Source organism: Methylosinus sp. is20ea, assembly GCF_059718135.1.
The window spans coordinates 77,750-94,406 of sequence record NZ_AP046090.1 but is presented as its reverse complement, the minus strand read 5'-3'; the positions used below and the strand labels follow the sequence as shown (position 1 = coordinate 94,406).

General features: G+C 61.6%; 16 protein-coding genes. 10 read left to right on the top strand and 6 right to left on the bottom strand.

Annotation, left to right across the window (positions count from 1 at the left end; translation table 11 throughout):
• The first annotated feature begins 322 nt into the window (after positions 1-322).
• The 3 genes from AC6IY7_RS19870 (at position 323) to AC6IY7_RS19860 (ending at position 4,552) form a co-directional block, all read left to right on the top strand.
• Entirely contained in the window at positions 323-1,684 is a 1,362-nt protein-coding gene (locus AC6IY7_RS19870; RefSeq protein WP_497783120.1) for a TolC family protein, read from the top strand.
• Positions 1,685-1,704: 20 nt separating this feature from the next.
• Positions 1,705-3,081, top strand: coding sequence for a multicopper oxidase family protein (locus tag AC6IY7_RS19865; RefSeq protein ID WP_497783119.1), 1,377 nt, complete (start codon positions 1,705-1,707; stop codon positions 3,079-3,081).
• Positions 3,082-3,664: 583 nt separating this feature from the next.
• On the top strand, positions 3,665-4,552 hold the full coding sequence (locus AC6IY7_RS19860; RefSeq protein ID WP_497783118.1) for a DUF1259 domain-containing protein: 888 nt from the start codon (positions 3,665-3,667) through the stop codon (positions 4,550-4,552).
• A 203-nt stretch (positions 4,553-4,755) separates the two neighbouring features.
• Here AC6IY7_RS19860 and AC6IY7_RS19855 read toward each other — a convergent pair whose 3' ends face one another.
• The 3 genes from AC6IY7_RS19855 to AC6IY7_RS19845 all read right to left on the bottom strand — a co-directional run bounded on the left by AC6IY7_RS19855 (position 4,756) and on the right by AC6IY7_RS19845 (position 8,633).
• Positions 4,756-5,091, bottom strand: a complete 336-nt coding sequence (locus AC6IY7_RS19855; RefSeq protein WP_497783117.1) for a hypothetical protein — start codon at positions 5,089-5,091, stop codon at positions 4,756-4,758.
• Between the two features lie 649 nt (positions 5,092-5,740).
• A complete protein-coding gene (locus tag AC6IY7_RS19850; protein ID WP_497783116.1) occupies positions 5,741-7,534 on the bottom strand; it encodes a PQQ-dependent dehydrogenase, methanol/ethanol family in 1,794 nt (597 codons plus the stop codon).
• A gap of 412 nt (positions 7,535-7,946) precedes the next feature.
• Positions 7,947-8,633 carry a TetR/AcrR family transcriptional regulator gene (locus AC6IY7_RS19845; protein WP_497783115.1) on the bottom strand — a complete coding sequence of 229 codons (687 nt, stop codon included), beginning with the start codon at positions 8,631-8,633 and terminating at the stop codon, positions 7,947-7,949.
• A gap of 170 nt (positions 8,634-8,803) precedes the next feature.
• Here AC6IY7_RS19845 and AC6IY7_RS19840 point away from each other — a divergent pair, with 170 nt between their 5' ends.
• From AC6IY7_RS19840 to AC6IY7_RS19815, 6 genes are all read left to right on the top strand, one after another.
• Complete coding sequence (locus tag AC6IY7_RS19840; RefSeq protein ID WP_497783114.1) at positions 8,804-9,475, top strand: outer membrane protein; 672 nt, start codon at positions 8,804-8,806, stop codon at positions 9,473-9,475.
• 33 nt (positions 9,476-9,508) lie between these two features.
• Complete coding sequence (locus AC6IY7_RS19835) at positions 9,509-9,775, top strand: hypothetical protein (protein ID WP_497783113.1); 267 nt, start codon at positions 9,509-9,511, stop codon at positions 9,773-9,775.
• A gap of 63 nt (positions 9,776-9,838) precedes the next feature.
• Positions 9,839-10,516 (top strand): DUF3313 domain-containing protein, encoded by a 678-nt coding sequence (locus tag AC6IY7_RS19830; RefSeq protein WP_497783112.1) that lies wholly within the window; start codon positions 9,839-9,841, stop codon positions 10,514-10,516.
• Positions 10,517-10,594: 78 nt separating this feature from the next.
• Positions 10,595-11,431: a TauD/TfdA dioxygenase family protein gene (locus AC6IY7_RS19825; RefSeq protein ID WP_497783111.1), complete on the top strand. Its 837-nt coding sequence runs from the start codon at positions 10,595-10,597 to the stop codon at positions 11,429-11,431.
• Positions 11,432-12,201: 770 nt separating this feature from the next.
• On the top strand, positions 12,202-12,624 hold the full coding sequence (locus tag AC6IY7_RS19820) for a YciI family protein (protein ID WP_497783110.1): 423 nt from the start codon (positions 12,202-12,204) through the stop codon (positions 12,622-12,624).
• Positions 12,625-12,678: 54 nt separating this feature from the next.
• Positions 12,679-13,935 (top strand): RNA polymerase sigma factor, encoded by a 1,257-nt coding sequence (locus AC6IY7_RS19815; protein ID WP_497783109.1) that lies wholly within the window; start codon positions 12,679-12,681, stop codon positions 13,933-13,935.
• 217 nt (positions 13,936-14,152) lie between these two features.
• On the opposite strand, the gene AC6IY7_RS19810 is transcribed toward AC6IY7_RS19815, so the two are convergent.
• The gene (locus tag AC6IY7_RS19810; protein ID WP_497783108.1) at positions 14,153-14,518 is read right to left on the bottom strand and encodes a VOC family protein; all 366 of its coding nucleotides are present in this window, start codon (positions 14,516-14,518) and stop codon (positions 14,153-14,155) included.
• 389 nt (positions 14,519-14,907) lie between these two features.
• Here AC6IY7_RS19810 and AC6IY7_RS19805 point away from each other — a divergent pair, with 389 nt between their 5' ends.
• Positions 14,908-15,078, top strand: a complete 171-nt coding sequence (locus AC6IY7_RS19805; protein ID WP_497783107.1) for a glycosyltransferase — start codon at positions 14,908-14,910, stop codon at positions 15,076-15,078.
• On the opposite strand, the gene AC6IY7_RS19800 is transcribed toward AC6IY7_RS19805, so the two are convergent.
• Positions 15,056-16,072: a zinc-dependent alcohol dehydrogenase family protein gene (locus tag AC6IY7_RS19800; RefSeq protein WP_497783106.1), complete on the bottom strand. Its 1,017-nt coding sequence runs from the start codon at positions 16,070-16,072 to the stop codon at positions 15,056-15,058. The two genes, AC6IY7_RS19805 and AC6IY7_RS19800, sit on opposite strands and share 23 nt — an antisense overlap.
• A gap of 112 nt (positions 16,073-16,184) precedes the next feature.
• Positions 16,185-16,652: a DUF2938 family protein gene (locus AC6IY7_RS19795; RefSeq protein WP_497783105.1), complete on the bottom strand. Its 468-nt coding sequence runs from the start codon at positions 16,650-16,652 to the stop codon at positions 16,185-16,187.
• Positions 16,653-16,657: the final 5 nt, after the last annotated feature.

The following is a 16,657-nucleotide window of genomic DNA, read 5'->3' as shown; positions in this document are numbered from 1 at the left end:
CGCCAATTCCGCCGCCATTTGTCGCCCCCGAACCGTTCGACGCCGCGGCGCCTGCGCCCGCTACACATTATCGATCTACGATCGGTTCGTACGTCAGCCAACGGCCGATCCAGCCGAGCTCCTGGAAAGACCAAAATGCGCAACTGGCCCGATCATCGGAGCAAGGGCGTCACGGCGGCTCGGAGCATGAGCATTGAAGCGGCTCCCATGCTTTCCATCGACGCTGCGACAGCGGCGGATCGCCCAGAGACTTCGAGCCGGCGCAGCGCTGCTCTCCGCCATGACGCTTTCCGCTTGTGTCGGCTTTTCAGACGACGGCGGCATGAGCATTGTCGCGGACGTCGCCGGTAGCCAGCTCGAGAAGGACGTGCTGGCGATCGGCACGCCGGAGGATGCCGTATCCGCTCGAGCTCGTGTCGAACATCTCCTCTCACGAGCGCTGACGGCCGACTCCGCGGTGCAAATCGCCCTGCTCGACAATCGCGGCCTTCAGGCGGAGTATAACGCATTGGGCTCCGCGGAAGCGGCGATGGTGAAAGCGGTCCTTCCGCCAAACCCGAGCTTTTCTATCTCGCGGATCGCCGGACCGTTGAAATTGGAGCTCGAGGCGATTATCGCCGCCGATATTCTCGCATTGGCGACTTTGCCGGCGCGGGCGGAAATCGCTGCAGATCGATTTCATCAGGCGCAGCTGCGCGCCGCCGAGGAAACGCTCCGGCTCGCGACCCGAGCGCGCAAAGACTATTATCGCGCCGTCGCGGCGCAGGAGCTCGTCGCTTTTCTCGCCAAAGCGAATTCGACGGCCGAAACGGCCGCGCAGCTCGCCAGAGCGTTGGGCGAAACCGGTGCGATGAACAAGCTCGATCAGGCGCGCGAGCAAGTGTTCTACGCCGATCTTACTGCTCGGCTCGCGAAGGCTCGCCAGCGAGTGATCGCGGAGCGTGAGCAGCTAATCCGGTCGCTGGGCCAGTGGGGCGCTGATCTCGAATTCAAGCTTCCCGGCACCTTGCCGGCGCCGCCCTCTCGTCCAAAGAGCATGCCCATGATCGAGCAGGAGGCGGTGGCCCGTCGCCCCGATCTTTTCGTGGCAGGCATAGAACTCGACGCGCTCGCAAAGTCTTACGGGCTCGTCGACGCGACCCGCTTCGTCAATGTCTTCCAATTGTCCGGCATCTACAAGGACACTCGGGAAATCGTCACCAGAGTTTCGAGCGACGGAACGATCGACACCGAGAGAGTTCGATTTAGGGTTTTTGGCCCAGGCGCCACGATCGAAATTCCGATTTTCGACTTTGGCGAGGCGCGCACGCGCGAGGCGGAGCAGAACTTTTTGCAGGCGTTCAACCGCCTCGCGGCGAAAGCCGTCGACGTTCGCTCGGAAGCGCGCCTAGCGTATCAAACCTATCGCTCCGCATGGGACGTGGCGACTCATTATCAACGCGAGATTTTGCCGCTGCGCAAGATCATCACGGATGAGAGCCTTCGGCGCTACGATGCGATGCTGATCGACGTCTTCCCGCTGCTCGCTGAGGTGCGGCAGGGGATAATGGCGAACGTCGCGGCGATCGAGGCCAAACGCGATTTCTGGCTCGCCAATGCCGATCTTCGGGCCGCGGTCATCGGCGGAGTCGAAACGCGAGTCGAAGAGGCGCCCGTATCGCGGATGGATGCGATCGGCCAGTGACGCATGAGGGGAGACAAACAATGATGTCTCGAAGGAACTTCATCGGCGCCGCGGCTGGATTTGTGAGCGTCGCCGCTCTGAGCGGCCGCGCGCAGGCGGCGAGCATTCCGGAGGCGCATTATTCGACGAGTGCGGAGACACAGCCTCCGCTGTTCCCCTCGAATGGTCCCGAATACCAACCCGTCGTGACGTTGAACGGGTGGAGCTTGCCATGGCGCATGAAGGAGGACGTCAAAGAGTTCCATCTCGTCACGGAAGCGGTCGTGCGCGAGTTCGCGCACGGGATGAAAGTGCATCTTTGGGGCTATAACGGCCAATCGCCGGGTCCGACCATAGAGGCGGTCGAAGGCGACAAGGTCCGCATTTTCGTGACTAACAAGCTGCCGGAACCGACCTCGGTCCATTGGCATGGAATTTTGTTGCCGAATGGCATGGACGGCGTGGCCGGCGTCACGCAGCCTCACATTCCACCGGGCAAGACCTTCGTCTACGAATTCGAGCTGAAGACGAGCGGAACCTTCATGTACCACACGCATTCGGACGAAATGGTGCAGATGGCGATGGGCTTGATGGGAATGATCGTCGTGCATCCGCGCGATGCCGAGACTCATAGAGTCGATCGCGATTTCGTCTTCATGCTCGGCGCCTATGACGTCGATCCCGGGACCTATGTGCCGAAGGTCGTGGAGATGACGAACTTCAATATGTGGACATTCAACAATCGCGTCTTTCCCGGCATCGATCCGCTCGTCGTGCGCTTGAACGATCGGGTGCGTGTGCGGATGGGCAATCTCAGCATGACGAATCATCCCATTCACTTGCATGGCCATCATTTTTACGTCACCGGCACGGATGGGGGCTGGATTCCTCGATCTGCGCAAATGCCCGAAGCGACCGTCGACGTCCCCGTCGGAACGATTCGCGCCGTTGAGCTCGTCGCAGACAATCCGGGCGACTGGGCCTTGCATTGTCACAAGTCCCATCACACGATGAATGCGATGGGACATGATTTGAGAACTTTCATCGGAGCGAAACAGAGCCCCAGAGTTGTCAAAGCGATTACCAAACTGGTTCCGGATTATATGCCCATGGGCTCGTCCGGCATGGGCGCCATGGCGTCGATGCACATGCCGGGGCCGGATAATGCGCTTCCCATGATGACCGGAACGGGCCAATTCGGACCCATCGAAATGGGCGGCATGTTCACGCTCATGAAAATCCGAGAGGGGCTGGCGCGCAACGACTATAAGGACCCGGGTCCGTACAAGTTTCCGGAAGGAACCGTGGCTCACGACGTCGAGGGTCGACCGGCAGAGGCGTCGCGGCATGAAGGAATGAAGAGCACGAAAAGCCCTGAGGCGAGGCCTTCCGGCGACGACCATCACGCGCATCATTGAACAGAGAAAAATTGTTGGACTGAGAGCGCCGCTGGAGACGTAGCGAGGAAAACAGCGGCGACGAACCTCGCCGATCGGAGCCAGCGCAAAGACACGTTTTCGTCCGCAGATCGAATGGACAAAGGAGAAGCTGGGCTTGGTCCTTTTGAGCTGGCGCAGACACGAAAGCTCGAATTCGAGCATGTGAAAAAAAGCTATCATCGTCGGACACGGAAGCCGACGCGACGGCTCGCAGGTTTTTCTCCTCACCCACTTGTCACGGCGACGCGAACCATTAGAATTGAACGTGGGGAAACGCAGGCTCCCCATCAGACGGTTCCCGTCCAAGCTCTGCGCAGCTCCCGATTCGTCGGGGAGATTGCGCATGGATGGAAGAACGAAACCCCGATCACCGGCCGCTCCGCACACACATGGCCCTCGTCCCCGAGACGGGCGGGCCTGCGCTTGTGCGTGTCACGTCGTCATTTCTCGGTTCAGCTCGACCGCCTGCATGCCTTGGTCGAAGCGAACGACAGGGAATGCGTCTCTGCCGCACTGGCCAGCAGATTGGCTGGGATCGAATCACTCGAAGAGGAGATCATACATGCGTGCGTTCCTTTCCTATCTGGTCGGCGGGGCTATTCTGAGCGCGGCCACAGCTGCGGACAGCGAACCATTCGACTGGAAAAAGGTCGATGAAACGCTGGGCCGCCAGCCAATGGTGTCCGGCGACGTTCACCGCTACGGATTCCCGCGGAGCGATCTGAAAGTGACGCTCGACGGGGTCACGATCAAGCCGGCGCTCGCGCTCGGCGGATGGATCGCCTTCAAGCCCGCGCATGGAGAAACCATGGCGATGGGCGATCTCGTCATGCTCGAAAGCGAGGTCAATCCTGTCGTCGCCAAGCTGCAAGAAAGTGGGTTCGAGATTACGGCCATCCATAATCATCTACTACGCGTCAGCCCGGCACTCCTTTATGTGCATGTCGCCGGGCATGGCGAGCCGAACAAATTGGCCGTCGCGATCCGCGACGCCTTGGCGGCGAGTAATACGCCATTGACCCAGCCGGCGGCAGCGCCGGCGCCAACGGTCGACCTCGATACGGCGCAAATCGAGCAGATTATCGGCGCCAAGGGTCGCGCCGTCGGAGGCGTGTACCAGTTCGGCGTTCCACGCCAGGACCAGGTTGCGGAGGGCGGGATTCATCTGAGCCCCGAGGGGCCTCTGGGCGTCGCCACGGCAATCAACTTTCAGCCGACCGGCGGCGGAAAGGCGGCAATTACCGGCGACTTCGTGCTCACAGCCGGCGAAGTGAACCCTGTCATTCAGGAATTACAGGCACACGGGGTCGAAGTCACCGCTGTGCACAGTCATATGCTGACCGAGCAACCCCGCCTGTTCTTCCTCCACTTCTGGGCCGATGGCGACGCTTTGAAACTCGCCAGAGGACTTCGAGCGGCCCTCGACAAGACGGCGCGAACGAAAAGCTGAGGGAAAGAGAAGCGCAACGACGCCACCTTCGAACACGTCGCAACGGGGTGCTTCCCCTCGAGAGGCTTTCCCGTTGCCGTTCTCGATAAACGTTTCGATCTGGGCAGACGACGCTGAGCCATGACAAACACATCAGCTCCTCTACCTGACCGATACGCGGCGCCCTCCAGCGAAAGAATGCGAGCATGAGATTCAGGAGATGCTCATTGTTGATGTCTCCAAAAACAATCCTGGGTGAGAAGGTAAACCGGGAGCACTTCTCTAATCGGTTTTCCCTGGCCAACCTCGTGAAGAAGCTTTTCGGGGTATCCCTTGACAAGCCATGGCAGATAATTCTCTAGACCCGTCGTCACGGGAGCCTTCGTCATTTCGATCGTTGCTCGAAGGAGGCTCACGCCAGACCCAAAGCTCGCGGCAAAATTGCCTCTATCGACTTCTTCTACGGTAAGTGGATCGGCAGGGTCGTGAAAGCGGACTAGAAACGGTATCTCGTCACGCGCCAGCTCAACGCTGGCCTGGAGCTTTTCAAGCTGCGCCATCTCGTCGCCGCCGTCGTTCCCGATTGCATGGATGCGTCTGAAGACTGTAGCGGCAGCTCGTGGGCGTTGTCGCCGAAAGAATAGTAGGTCGAACCGCTCCCTTGAAGTTCTAGCAGTTGCGGAGCCAAGAGCGGCGAGGCAATGTTCTGTGATGACCGAGCCTGTTCATGTCTTCGTTTTCAGAGGCAGACCATTCGCCCGGAGCGAAACGATCGTGAGCGCCGCGCCCCTTGAAACTGTTGTCTCTGTTTATGGAGGAGGCGGGCTAAAGGGAGCCGCAGGCCTTGAAGCCGTGTTCGGCGGTTCAGCCTATTTTCATAATGACGAGACTGGAACCGCGTACCTCGGCGTCTGGGGTTCACGAAATGGCGGACGCTTTCGGACTCGCCTTCGATAGGCTGGCCTTACTGTAACCATCATTCCTGAGCCTCCGCCAGCTCGCCTCAAATGGTTCAGCACTGAACAGCGCGGCGATAAGATTGCAGCTAAAACACGGACCATACGCGCCGTGAAAAAGTCTTGATTAGTGCAACGCGGTGGCGGCCCATGGCGCGAGTTCCCTCTTCCGACGGCGGAGGAGGAACTGTGACCCCAAGCGGTCAATTCAGTGGCCAACTCCACTTCGCCCTGGATGCGGCCGCGAGGTTCCTCAATTCGGCAGCGCAAATATGGTCAGCATCCCGCCGAGAGTGGTGTAGTCGGGCAAACTGCGGATCGGGCCGTCCATGACGTCTCGCTTGAGATCGATCAACTCCAGCCCAACGAGCCCGCCGACGCCTGACAGCACGGCGACGAATTGCTTGCCGCTGTGCTCGTAAGAGACGACGTCACCTACGATTCCCGAGCCCGTGTGGAAACGCCAGAGTTCCTTGCCGGTTTTCCCGTCGACCGCTTTCAAATAGCCTTCCATCGTGCCGTAGAAGACAACGCCTGTCGCAGTGACGAGCGCGCCTGAACGAATGGGGTACTGTTCAGGAATCGACCAGCGAATGGTTTTCGATATCGGATCGAACGCGACGAGGGTGCCTCCCCGGTAGTTATGAGTCTTCGTCACATACCCTTCTTGGTAATCTTCCGTTGTCACGCCAAGGTAAGGCTTGCCGATTTTATATTCGGAGGCGAACGGCTCGTTGTCCATGCATTTGGTCGTGAGCGGCAAATAGAACAATTTTTCGCTTGGCGAATAAGCTGCGGGCGGCGGTCCTTTCGCTCCCAAGAAGGACGGACAGATATTCTTCGTGTTGACGTCTTCGCCGCAGATCTCCGGCGTATATTCATCCACGAGCAGCGGCCGGCCATAAAAAGGCGAGTTCTTGTCGAGCTCGACCTTGCTCGCCCAATTGACATGGGCGCCGAAGATGTCTGCCGACAAGAGCTCGCCCGTGGCGCGATCGAGAAAATAGGCGAAGCCGTTCTTGTCGAAATGCGCGAGCGCCTTGCGCGTCGCGCCGTCAACTTCGAGATCGACGAGAATCATCTCGCCCGTCGCGTCGTAATCCCACTGATCATGCGGCGTGACCTGATAGACCCAGCGCACCACGCCGGTGTCGAGGTCGCGGGCGAAAATGGTCGCAGTCCATCTGTTGTCGCCGGGACGCTGTTTGGCGTTTCTGGGCGCCGGATTGCCGGTGCCATAGTAGACGAGGTTCAGATCGGCGTCGTAGGAAAAGGCGCCCCAGGGCGCGCCGCCGCCGATCTTCCACTGTTCGCCCTCCCAGCTCGCAAGCGAGGCCTCCTTGCCGACCGGTTTGCCGAGATGCGTTGTCTTGTCAGGGTCGATCAGCGTATCGGCGTCTGGACCGGTCGAATAGCCGCGCCAAAGGCGCTGACCGGTCTTTGCGTCATAGGCGGTGACATGGCCACGTACGCCGAAATCGCCGCCCGAAATGCCGACGAGCACTTTGTCCTTGAAAATCGCAGGCGCGCCGGTGGAGGTTTCGCCGATTTGCGGATTGCCGTTGGTGCGAGACCATATCGCCCTGCCGGTTTTCACATCCATTGCGACGAGATTCGTGTCGAGCTGGGATAAAAAGACTTTACCATCGCCATAAGCGAGACCGCGATTGACGGCGTCGCCCCCGATTTTCTCCATGATCGACGGATCTTGCCGAGGGTAGTAGCGCCATAGGATTTTGTCGGCGTTATCCGCGAGACGGCGGGCAAACACCTCGTTCGGAAAAGGCGTCGTGAAATAAGCGACGCCATCCACGACCAGCGGCGCGCCTTCGTGGCCGCGCAGCGCTCCCGTCGAAACAATCGTCGCCACTTGCAGTTTTCCGGCGTTCTCCGGCGTGATTTGCGTGAGCGGCGAATATCGCCAATTGGCGTCGTTGCCGCCCTGCGCGCGCCATTCCTTAGGGTCCTGCCGGAAGGTCGCCGGCTCCTCGGCGCGGGCGGGGAGAAGGAGAATTGCGAGCGCAGCGAGCGCGAAAACCTGTCGCATCTTGAAACTGACCTTCCCCATAGCCGCTCAATGATCGCTAAATGTCACATACAACCCAAGCATTTTACGGGCTTTCCCTGCGAATGGCCACTTTTGGCGCGAGTTCCCCCTTCCCGACGGCGAAGGAGGAACTGTGACCCATTGCTGCCGCCTCCAGTCCGCACGGCCAACGTCCGATATCGCCAAAAGCCGATATTCCCGTGCCTGGGCGAAATCACGTGCGATCAGGCCGTCGGCGGAAAGGATGACATTGCTTGGACCTGGGGAACGAGGCTACGCGTCGGAATTCCTGTCGCTTTCGTCCCGGAGACCCGAGCCCGTGACGCCCCTCCATGGCCGCTGATCGGCTGCTCGATATCGATACGTCGGAGGACCGTCTCGACGCGGAAATGCACGTCGGCCCTAGCTGAACTCAGGCTTTGCGCGCTTTCGTCGGCGCGCGTCGTTTCGACGGCTTCGATGTCGCCGGCTCCTTTTTTGTCCGCGTCGTTCGACGAGACGCCTTTGTTGGACCATCCTCTTTCGGCGCCTCGGCGCCGCCCTCGGCGAGGCAGGCGGCGAGAATTCTCTCGATCAAGGGCCGCGTCTCGGCGCTATTGGCGTCCTGCAACGCCGGCGCTCCGAGAACTTCGCGAAAGATCGCCATTCCGACGAGGCAGGCGTTGAACAAAGTCGCGCGTTCGAGCGTCGACGGTCCCTCGAGAGCGGCGGCGACGGGGCCGATGAATTCGGTGGTGCTGCGCGCGCGCAGCACTTCACGGGCTTGCGGATTGGTCAGCGAGCGCACGACGATCTGAAGCGTCTCATTCTGACTCGCGGCGAAAAAGCCGTCCGCGAAATCGGCGCTCAGCCGGCTGGCGTCTATGGTCGCCTGCGACGAGGCCTCCTTGGAGGTCGAGAGAACAGCCGAAAACAGCTGCTCCTTCGAGCCGAACGCGCGGTGGACGAGAGCGACATCCACTCCCACCTCGGCGGCGATGTCGCGCAGCTTCACATCCTCATAGGAGGCCGTCGAGAAACGCGCGCGCGCCGCTTCGAGTATGCGCCGCCGCGTGATTTCTCCGCCGCGCTTCTCCTGAAGCTCCGTCAGTGTCGCCATCTCGATCCGCCTCCTTTTTCGAGCACCTTATTCGGCTCGCGACGCTGGTCAAATGGGGCCGGAAGACATGGATGTCAACAATGTTGTCTCAACAGTGTTGACATCGATCCGGTCTCGCGTATTTTCTCCTCGACCGTTCGGACGACGCCCGAACGCAGGGGATCGAAAACATGATCGAGAAATATTCGACACATTTGGCGCGGGCGCTGTTCGCGCTGACAGTGAGCGCGAGCGCGGCGCGGGCGGCCGATTTGCCCTATACGAAGCCGGCGATCGCTTTCGAGCCACCGCCGCCGGCCTTCAGCTGGACGGGCCTATATGGCGGCCTGAACGCCGGTGGCGCATTGGGCGCGGGCTTCGGCGCTGGCGCATATGGCGACAATTCGCCGAGCGGCGTCGTCGGCGGAGGCCAGATCGGCTTCAATTATCAATTGACGCCGCGCTTCGTCATCGGCGCGGAAAATGATGTTCAGGCCTCGAGCCTGAAGGCGCGAGACGACGGCCCCTATCATCGCGACGCGACGCTGCCGTGGTTCGGAACGGCGCGCGGGCGCGTAGGCGTCGCGCTCACCGAGCCGCGCTTGTTGATCTATGGAACGGGCGGCATGGCCTTCGGCGAGCCGAAGATCGCCGGCGACGGTAAGCTCCGCGTCGGTTGGACCGCGGGTGGCGGCGTCGAATGGGCCTTTGCGCCGAAATGGTCGGCGAAGATCGAATATCTCTATACCGACATCTTTCGCGACATCAGGAACCATGTCTCGGATCGGCATGCGCGATTCCATACGATCCGCGTCGGCGTGAACTATCACTTCGATCTCTTCTCTCCACCGACGCAGCCGTGACGACGGGAGGGCGGGGATGAGATGGGGAAGAAGATGACGCGACGCATCCTTCTTCTCGACCCGGATCGACCGGGCGATACGCTCGAAGTCGAGGTCCTCGCCCGCGACGACGTCGTGCTGACGGTCGCAGTGCCTGGCACGATCGTGAGCTTCGATCTGATACGCCGAGACGATCGCGGTCCCTATCACGGATGGCTCGGCGGCCGCAGCTTCTCTTATGTTCCTGCGGCGCGGGCGAATTCGCAGAGCGCCTCGAAGCGACAGAAGACGTCGACACGGGCGCATTCCCACACACTCTAGATTCAATCCCGGAAGATGACGCGGCGACGCAATCATGCGGCGTCGAGCGCAAAGGAGCATGGTATGGCGGCACAGGATAAAGCGCGTCGACTGATCGTCGCGCTGCTCTGCCTCGGCGCGAGCGCCTGTTCGAGCGTGGAGCCCATCGCCTATTCCGGGCTTCCATCTTCGGCGCATTTGCAGCCCAATCGGCAAGAGGACGCCAAGCGCATTCCGTTTCGCTACGCCGCGACGACAGATTGGCGAGCCTATAATCGGATCATCATCGATCCGGTGGCGATCTATCGCGGCGCCGATCATCAATTCGCCGACATGGCGGAGACCGACAAGGCCTCGCTCGCCGAGCACATGCAGAGCGAATTCGCCGAAAAGCTGAAGAGCCGCTTCTCCATCGCGGACAGGCCGGCCCCGAATACGCTGCGGTTGAAACTGACTTTGACTGGCGCTGTGACGAGCACGCCCGTCCTCGGCACGCTCTCCCGCTTCGATCTCGCGGGCGGACTCTACAATGGCGTGCAAACGGTGCGCGGCGGCGAAGGTCTGATGACTGGCTCGGTGATCTATGCCGTGGAGATACGCGACACCTCCGACAATCGACTGCTCACGGCTTTCGTGGCCAAGCAGTATCCCAGCCCATTGAATATTCCGGCGAGCGTCGGCGCGCTATCGGCGGCGCGCACGGGGATAGAAAAAGGCGCGGAAGAACTGGTGGAGCAACTTTCGCGCCCGGCGAAGTCCTGACGCCGTTCGCGCGGCGCGCAGGACGCTCTTTCTTTCCATGGCGCGGGCGGGGCTCGACAAGTAAAGGACCAGGCGAACATGAGTTCCATCACCATTCGGCGTGGGTTCGAAGTCTTCGATTTGGCGCCGCGCATCGGATCGGCGATCGAGATGGATGTCGCGGCGCTGACGGGTGGCGAATACGCCGCCGAGATTCGCGACCTTCTGGAAAGACGCGGCGTGATCGTCTTTCCGCGACGCCACCTCGACGATGCACAGCACCTCGCGCTGTCCCGGACGCTCGGCGAGATCGTCCCCTTGCGCGGCGACGGGCTTCTGCCGATCACGCTCGACAGAAAAGTCGACGCATTCGCGGCCGAATATTTGAAAGGATCGTTCTTTTGGCATTTCGACGGCGCAAGCAACGACATTCCCGCGCGCGCGGCGATTTTGAATGCGAAGCGATTGTCGCCCGCCGGCGGCCAGACCGAATTCAGCAATTGCTACGCCGCATGGGAGGAGCTGCCGGTCTCGGTCAAGTCCTCCATAGGACGGCTCCGCGTCGTCCATAGCGTCGAAGCGGCCCAGCGACTCGTTAACCCCACGCCCACGGAAGACGAGTTGCGCCGATGGCGAGGTCACGAGCCGAAGACGCATCCGCTTGTGTGGACTCATAAATCAGGACGCAAATCGCTCGCGCTCGGATGCACGGCGTCGCATATCGAAGGCCTGACGCCGGATGTAGGAAGCGCGCTTCTCGCCGAGCTCACGGAATGGGCTACATCGCCGAGATTCGTCTATCGGCACGAATGGAGCGTCGGCGATCTCCTGATCTGGGACAACGCCGGAACCCTGCATCGCGTCACGCCCTATGACGCCGAGAGCGGCCGGCTGATGACGCGAACGACCATCGCAGGAGAGGAGCCTTTGACCTGACGAGCGCGTCGATCCGGGTGCGTCGGGGATGTGGGCTCGACGTCATCGAACCTGCTCCGCTTTGGAATGCAGCCAGTCGAGCTGAGCTAACGGCGCGCGTCGGCCGTGGCTGGTCGCCGCGCCCAATCCCTTTGGCTGCATTTTCTATGTGCCGCGCCGCCGCGCGTGGCTCTAAAAAGCTGCAATCCTTCGCCTCCGGTCTGAGCGTCCGCAAAGCTCGAGGAAGCGGACGCTACGGCCGCACCCGGCGAGTGACGGCTCCTGTCGGAATTTGTTGAAAAACTCGGAAAAACGGCACTCGTCAAATCCGGTGCAAAGCACGTTTCAGGCGAGCTTCGTCAGTGCATGCCATCGTGCAGGATCAGCCGAAGCCCGGCATTCAGTTGACGCTTTGGTAGGTAGACGCCCGGCTCGTTTTCCGATTAGCGCATCACCGGCGTCTAGAAATTTCGACCGGCCTCCCAAAAGACTTTTTCAACAGTATCGGCGCGACCTTTCCGTTCGGGGAAGGCGAGACCCACCTCGGCGATTCGACTGCCTCGACCGCAATGGATCATACGAGTGGAAAAGCGGCATTGTGGGGCGCGCGCCGCGAGGTCCGTCGCGCGTCCGTCTCGGTTATCGCGCGATCGCGAACCTGACGTGGGAGCGGCAACTCGCCCCCTGCGCGTCGGCCGTTAAAAAAATGCTGCATGATGTCGATTTCCGAAAACCCCAATCGTCGTTGTCACGCTAGGCCGGTTAAGCCGGCTCAAACAAGGAGACGGGCCATGCGAGTGATGGTGTTCGTGAAGGCGACCGAGGACAGCGAAAAGGGTATTCTCCCCACGACCGAGCTGCTCGAGGCGATGGGCAAATTCAATGAAGAGCTTGTCAAGGCGGGCATCATGCTCGCCGGCGAGGGCCTCAAACCCTCCTCGAAGGGCAAGCGTGTAGCGTTCGATGGCCCCGGCCGCAGGGTCATTGACGGGCCTTTCGCCGAGACCCGCGAGCTGGTCGCCGGCTTCTGGCTCTGGGACGTCAAGGACTTCGACGAGGCGGTGGCTTGGGTGAAGCGCTGCCCCAATCCCATGCCGGGACCGAGCGAGATCGAAATCCGGCCGCTATACGAGATGGCTGATTTCGAAGAGGTTTTGACGCCGGAAGTCGCAGAGATCCATGACCGGACGCGGGAAAAGCTCCGCGGCGATTGAGATTGTCGGCCGCCGCCTGCTTGCCTCCCTCGCGGCTTCGGCCGACAAGACGGTATGACCGCAGGCGAGACGCACAGGACGATCGAAGCGATTTTCCGCATTGAGCGGGCCAGGCTCATCGCAGTTCTGGCCCGCCTCTTGCGCAATGTCGATCTTGCAGAGGAGCTGGCGCAGGACGCTCTGGTCATTGCCCTGACCGAATGGCCCAGAACCGGCGTTCCGGCCAATCCCGGCGCTTGGCTGATGACTGCCGCCAAACGCCGCGCCATCGACGCGATCCGTCGTGACAAGATGCGTGAGCGCAAGCATGAGGAGATCACTCGGGAGCTCAACGGCGCCTTCGACGGCGCGGCCGACGGAAGCGAGGCGGCCATGAACGACGATCTCGGCGACGAGCTGCTGGGCCTCATCTTCACAGCCTGCCACCCCATACTTTCGGCCGACGCCCGTGCGGCGCTGACGCTGCGTGTCATCGGCGGTTTGACGACGGACGAGATCGCCCGCGCGTTTCTGTCGAACGAGGCGACGATCGCCCAACGCATCGTCCGCGCGAAGAAGACCATCGGAAAGGCCGGTCTGAGCTTCGAGGCGCCGCGAGGGGCTGAACGTGCGGCGCGGCTCCCTTCGGTGCTGGAGGTCATCTACCTCATCTTCAATGAAGGCTACGCTGCCACGGCGGGCGATGACCTGGTGCGGCCGGGTCTGTGCCTCGAGGCGCAAAGGCTGGGCCGCATGCTAGCCGGGCTGATGCCCGAGGACGCGGAAGTGTTCGGCCTGTTGGCCCTGATGGAGCTCCAGGCGTCCCGCCTGCGGTCGCGCATCGGGCCGGACGGCGCCCTCTTGACCCTCACCGAGCAGAATCGCGCACGCTGGGACCGGCTGCTCATCCGGCGAGGCCTGGACGCGCTGGCTCGCGCCGAATCTCTGGGGGGCGATGGCCCCTATGCGTTGCAAGCCGCGCTCGCAGCGTGCCATGCGCGAGCGCTCAGTCTAGCCGACACCGACTGGCTCCGTATTGCGGCGCTCTACGACCGCCTGCGAGCGGTGATGCCCTCGCCGGTCGTCGATCTCAATCGAGCGGTCGCCCACAGCATGGCCTTCGGGCCCGAAGCCGGCCTGCAACTGATAGAGGAGATCGCCGCGGCCGCCGTCCTGCGCAATTATGCGCCCCTGCCGGCGGCGAAGGGCGACTTTCTGTTTCGGGCTGGTCGACTGTCCGAGGCCCGCTGCGAATTCGAGGCCGCGGCCGGGCTCACCCGCAACGCGCGGGAAAGGGCCTTCCTCCTGGCCCGCGCAGACGCTTGCGACTGACCGCATCGCTCTCTGCTTAGTAGCGCCGCTCGGTCGTGACCGAGCCCGCCCGTCGCTCCCGGCCCAAGTGTTAACGTAGCGGCTCCTGCAATCGGCGCGACCTCGCCGTTCGAAAGCGCGAGACTCTGACCCATCTCTGCCATTCCCTTGGCGCGGTCGCGCTACGTGGCCTCCTCGATTTCGACTCGAACTGTGTGTGCTCAATTTCCCATGAGCTTTAGTCGGGCTGACGATAGGCGACCTCGACGAGGATCGGTCCCGGCGCATGGCAGTGGAACGTCAGCGCGCCTCCAAGCACCGTCGGCTGGAGCGCTATGGGAACTCCTGCGGCGGCAATCACTCGATACGTCTCGTAAAATTCGTGCTCGTTATAGAGATTGAACCCGATATGAAACCCGGTCGGAAAGCAGAGCTTCTCGCCTTCCGGCAGTGGGCTGAGTGTTAGAGCGAAGTTGTCTTTGTCGAGCAGGACGGACAGACCATCTTCTCTGCTGAATGCGCAACGAAGTCCGAAATGTCGCTCGAAGAAGGCCCGCGCAGCGACAACATCTGTTGTTGGGACGTCGATATGGTTCAGGTTCATGATGGAAATTCCCCAGCAATAGTGATTGCGACTTGCTGGAACCATCAGTCCGATGCTCCGCGGACAACGACCCAGCAAGCCCGCCGCGACTGCGGCACGCTTATCGTGGGTCTCTGCAGAGCAGAGCACAGAGACTTCCCGAACGGAAAGCGCCGGGCTTACCCCACCGGCACGCTCTTTCTCGATATGGCCAGAATCACATTCGGCTCCCGACACGTCAAGTCGGAACTATGTGACGGCGCAACCGCTGGCCAAGCTCGTCCCCTGATGATTATTAAGCCCTGATCCCGTGCGGTCGCTTTTGAAATTTCTTTCGTCCCAGCGTACTGCTTCAGTTCGCGCAAGCGCATCAAGCTCGCGTTTCAGTAGGTCGCATTGACGGTCCATTCATGCCTGCACGGAAAATTCTCATCGCCATCTCCGGCTCACTCGGCGACCTGCATCCCTTCATTGCGTTAGGGCAGGCGCTGCAAAAGGAGGGCTTTCGTGTCGTCATCGCGACCTCGGCCAACCATCGCGACACCGTCACGCATGACCTCACACGCGCAGCAGCGTTTTGATCGCGCGCCTTTCGTCCATTGCCTTATAGCCCTCGGCGACGTCGGCAAGCGGCAATTCGAGATCGAACACCTTGCCCGGGTTGATCTTGCGGGAAAGCACGAGTTCTATCAAATTCGGCAGGAAGCGCCGCACCGGCGCGGGGCCACCCAGCATTCCGACCTGAGAGAAGAACAGCTGCTGGCCGTCGAATTCGACGCCGTGGGGCACGCCGACATAGCCGATCATTGAGCCGGGGCGCGCGCATTGCAGCGCCTGAGCCATGGATTCCTTGGTGCCGACGCACTCCAGCACCGCATCCGCGCCGATCTTGTTGGTGAGCTCCTTGATGCGCGCGACGCCGGCGTCGTCGCGCTCCGCGACAATGTCCGTCGCGCCATATTCGAGCGCGAGGTCCTGCCTTTTCTTGTGGCGGCTCATGGCGATGATCCGCGCCGCGCCCTTCTGCTTGGCCGCCAGCACGCCCATGAGCCCGACCGCTCCGTCGCCCACGACGACGACGGTCGAGCCGGACTGAACCCGTGCGGCGTCCGCCGCGTACCAGCCCGTGCCGAGCACGTCGGAGGCGGCCAGCAGGCTCGGGATCAGATCTTCCGCCGGCAGTTCCTCGGTCGCGACCAGCGTCCCATCGGCGAGCGGCACGCGCGCCAGCGAGGCCTGCGCGCCGGTCATGAACTCGCGCTGCTCGCAGGACGATTGGAATCCGAACCGGCAGTGTGGGCAAGTGTTGTCGGAGATGCAGAAGGAGCCGACCACGAACTGCCCGGGCTTCACCGTTTTAACGGCGCCGCCGACCTCGATGACGACGCCGCAATATTCGTGACCCATATGCATGGGCGCGGCGATTTCGTTGAGCCCGCGATACGGCCACAAATCCGAGCCGCAAATGCAGCTGGCCGAAAGCCGGATGATCGCATCCGTGGGATGGATGATCTTCGGCTCGGACACTTCCTCGCAGCGTATGTCTCGGGGGGAGTAGAGAACGGCGCCCAACATGGAATAGCTCCTTCTCGATTATCGCGCTCCGGCGAAAGCCGGTCTGCGCAAATTGCGATGTCGCGACTGCCGCGGGACGACAGCCGCGATCTCGAGAGATGCCGAAGCAAGCCTATGTGAGCAGCGCGCCGCCATAGAGCCCGGCCCCGAACACGAGATGAGTCGTGATCGTCAAAAACAGCCCCGGGCGCGGATCTGCCGCCTTCAGGCCGAAGAACCCGCCGCCCATGGCCGGCTTCATGAACAAGAAGGGAGCCGCCATCGTCACAATGCCGAAGGCGAGGCTGCTCGTCAGCGTCGGCGCGGCCCCTGTCAGCTGATGATAGCCGAGATAGAGCAGCCCATAGGCGAGGCCGATCACATAATGGAAGATCCATCCGGTCGCGGTCTCGCCGGCGATAGCCGGCCGCTTGCCGACCTCCGGGTCGAAAATACGTCCGTGGCGAAATCCCTGCACCCAGCGTCCCGTCACCGCCCAATTGGCGGGCGCTATGCCGGTCACGGCGCTTTGCAGATACTGCCAGAGATCGGCCGCCAAAGTTTCGACGACTCCGACCAGCGCGACATCGATAAGATTCATCGGTT